The sequence below is a fragment of the Candidatus Atribacteria bacterium genome (genome assembly GCA_011056645.1).
GTDB classification, from domain to species: Bacteria; Atribacterota; Phoenicimicrobiia; order Phoenicimicrobiales; family Phoenicimicrobiaceae; genus Sediminicultor; species Sediminicultor quartus.
On record DSEL01000018.1, the window covers coordinates 1 to 3,268 of the forward strand.

Below are 3,268 nucleotides of genomic sequence, written 5' to 3' on the forward strand. Positions count from 1 at the left end.
ATACGAATATATTACTATCAATTTTATGGCAAATTTTGTATAATTATAACATAAAATATTCGTTAAATCGAGAAATCTTATGAAAATTTTGGGAATAATTACCGAATATAATCCTTTTCACAATGGCCATCTTTACCATCTTTTGAAAGCAAAAGAAATCACTAAAGCAGATTATGTAATTGCAGTCATGAGTGGAAATTTCCTACAGAGAGGTGAGCCGGCAATTATTAATAAATGGGCTCGAGCAAAGATAGCTTTGAATGCAGGCGTTGACCTGGTTATTGAACTCCCTTTTGTTTTTTCTACTCAGGACGCAAACGGATTCGCCTTTGGAGCAGTAAAATTACTGGATTCGCTCCAGATCATAGACTATTTATGCTTCGGGTGCGAAACTAATAACCTTAATACCCTTTACTCTATAAGCAATTTTCTAAATGATGAACCAAAAAAGTATAAAGAATTAATACTATATTATAGTAAAAGCGGAAATGAATTCCCCAAATCAAGAAGCCAAGCCTTATGTGAATATCATAGAATTTTTGGAATAGAGGGCTTAGAAAAAATCTCTCCTTTAAATTTAAGCAAATTATTGAAATACCCCAATAACATTTTAGCCCTGGAATATATAAAACACCTATTAAATTTAAAATCTAAGATCAAACCAATAGCTATAAAAAGAATGGGAGCAAGTTATCATCAAAAAAATATTAAAGGTAATATTTCGAGCGCTACCTCTATTAGATCTGAAATATTAAATATTTTAACTTACTCCAAAAATGACCTTTTTGCGCTAAACGATAAGATAAAATCAACCATCCCTTCCTCAGGATTTCAGATATTAGAAAAGGAATTAAGGGAAAGCGAGGGTCCTATTACCCTTGAATCTTTTTATCAATATATTTTAGCTACACTGAGAAGAATGTCTATAGAAGATATTTCTCTAATTCAAGGAATTACCGAGGGATTGGAAAATAGATTAAAGAAAGTGTCTTTAACCTCTTTTACTGTTGAACAATTAATTAACTCAATTAAAACCAGAAGATATACTCGAACTAAAATTCAACGTATAATTTTACATTTAATGATGAACCTTTCTAAAAAAGATATCACTATGTTTAATGAGTGTGGACCCTTATACACGAGGATTTTGGGGTTCTCTAAAAAAGGGAAAACACTATTAAGGGCAATTAAAAAAAATTCCTCTACACCTTTAATTAGTAAATTATCAAATTACTTAAAGCAAGCAAATATGGAAGAAAATAGCTACCTTCGTAATAGATTGGAAAAGATGTTAAACTATGATATCCTATCAACTGATATCTATGTTCTTGGCAATAAAAAAGCAGAAGCCAGGGTAGCCAGGCTTGATTTTACCCACAAAATAGAAATTAAAAAAGATTGAATTAAATATTATTATCTATAATAATTACTTATTTATAATTTTATTAGCTTCATTATTGCATCATCAAAATCATTGACCGGAATGATTTTAACACCATTACTAAATTTAAGAGCTTCTCTATAATTTTCCTGAGGCACCAAAAATACCTCGGCTTGATTTTTTTTTGCTGATACTATTTTTTGTTTAATTCCATCTACTTTGCTTATTCTCCCATCCATACTTAAATTACCGGTTCCAGCGATCGATAAACCACTGCTAAGATCATTATCGGTCAATTGATTCAATATTTCCAAGGCAATCATCAGACCAGCAGAAGGTCCTTTTATTTTTTCCAAGTTTATGTCAATTTTTAAAGGAAACCTGCATTGAAGACCTTTGGTATCAGCAAAGATCCCAATTCCTATCTCCTCTATTTCGTCATCAGTGCTAGGAAGCTCAATGAGAGGGATTGATGTTGAATAGGTACTATTATCTCTTATAAAAGTAATTTTGATAATTTGACCTAAATGGTAATTTCTTATTATTTTTGAAAATTCTTCTAAGGTGTTCACCTGCTTCTCATCCATTTTTATAATCACATCGCCCGGTAATAATTTATTTTTTGATGGACTGCTATCCAATATTCCGTTAATTAATATTCCCTGTCCTGATATCTCCGGAGAATACCCTGCTTTCCTTAAAGCTACAACTTTGGAAATCAATTGACTGTTCTGCATTAGTTCTTCCATAACCTTAAAATATTCTTCTTGCTGCATGTTCAATAATATTTCCTCGTTTTGATTTTGTAAATCGATATTAGGATCCAAGATTCCATAAATATATAACAGTAAATTAGCTTTTATTATAGCTGTTGAAGTGAGAAGGAATTGGCCTTTAGCATCTTTTTCACCGTTTTCTACCGTAATATTTTTACTAAGATTAATAGTCTGCCCGGGGATAATAAGTAAATATGAAGTAGGAATTAGATTAAGTAAAATTAGAGCGATGATGATAATAATAAAAAAATATCTTTTAAAATAGACCATTGTTTCTCTTCATTATCTGGATGGACTTTTACTTCAATTCAATCAAAAATAGATTCATTTTAAAGAATCACTAAAGTTCTTTTTTACGCTTTATTATTGTAAAATAATTCCTTTAATTTTTTCTCAACAATTTCCGGAACCAAATGGGATATGTTACCATTTAAACTGGAAATTTCTTTAACTATACTGGAATTTAAATAAGAATATTTGGAGCAAGTGACCATAAAAATTGTTTCAATTTCCGGAGCAAGTCTTTTATTCATTAAAGCTAATTGTGATTCATGTTCAAAATCAGAGATAGCTCTCATCCCTCTAACAATGATATTAGCTTTATTTTTTCTCACAAAATCAGTTAATAACCCACAAAATGACAATACTTTAACATCTTTCAAATCTTTAGTGGCCTCTTTTATCATATCTGTTCTTTCTTGGGCAGAAAATAAAGTTGATTTTTTAGAATCAACTGCCACCGCAACTATTAATTGATCCACAATTTTTACAGTTCTTTCAATAATATTTAAATGGCCATTGGTAATTGGATCAAAACTACCTGGATAAACAGCAATTTTCATTTTCCCCTCCTCTATCAGTGAATAATCGTGAGTATTTGATTTATTGGTTAATTGGCTTGTTGGGCAATTAATTTCTTATTAATTCTTCTTACAAAAATTTAACCTTACTTTTTTATTGAATACGTCATATTCAATAATCGACACTATTTTATTCTAACTACTAATTCCAGACCTCTTTTTTCTAAGTTTTCAACATGGCAATTAGGCAACCAACTAACGAACCAACCCTTAACTAAATATTAACGTAGTGGTAAAAAGACAGATGGCAC

3 protein-coding genes are annotated in these 3,268 nt (G+C 30.4%); 1 reads left to right on the forward strand and 2 read right to left on the reverse strand.

Annotated elements, in window-relative coordinates; translation table 11 throughout:
• Positions 1 to 55: 55 nt before the first annotated feature.
• Positions 56 to 1,402, forward strand: coding sequence for a nucleotidyltransferase (locus ENO17_00945; protein ID HER23625.1), 1,347 nt, complete (start codon positions 56 to 58; stop codon positions 1,400 to 1,402).
• A gap of 32 nt (positions 1,403 to 1,434) precedes the next feature.
• Here ENO17_00945 and ENO17_00950 read toward each other — a convergent pair whose 3' ends face one another.
• Both ENO17_00950 and ENO17_00955 read right to left on the reverse strand, forming a co-directional pair.
• Positions 1,435 to 2,427, reverse strand: a complete 993-nt coding sequence (locus tag ENO17_00950; GenBank protein HER23626.1) for a PDZ domain-containing protein — start codon at positions 2,425 to 2,427, stop codon at positions 1,435 to 1,437.
• 83 nt (positions 2,428 to 2,510) lie between these two features.
• The gene (locus ENO17_00955; GenBank protein ID HER23627.1) at positions 2,511 to 2,999 is read right to left on the reverse strand and encodes a pantetheine-phosphate adenylyltransferase; all 489 of its coding nucleotides are present in this window, start codon (positions 2,997 to 2,999) and stop codon (positions 2,511 to 2,513) included.
• Positions 3,000 to 3,268 lie beyond the last annotated feature (269 nt).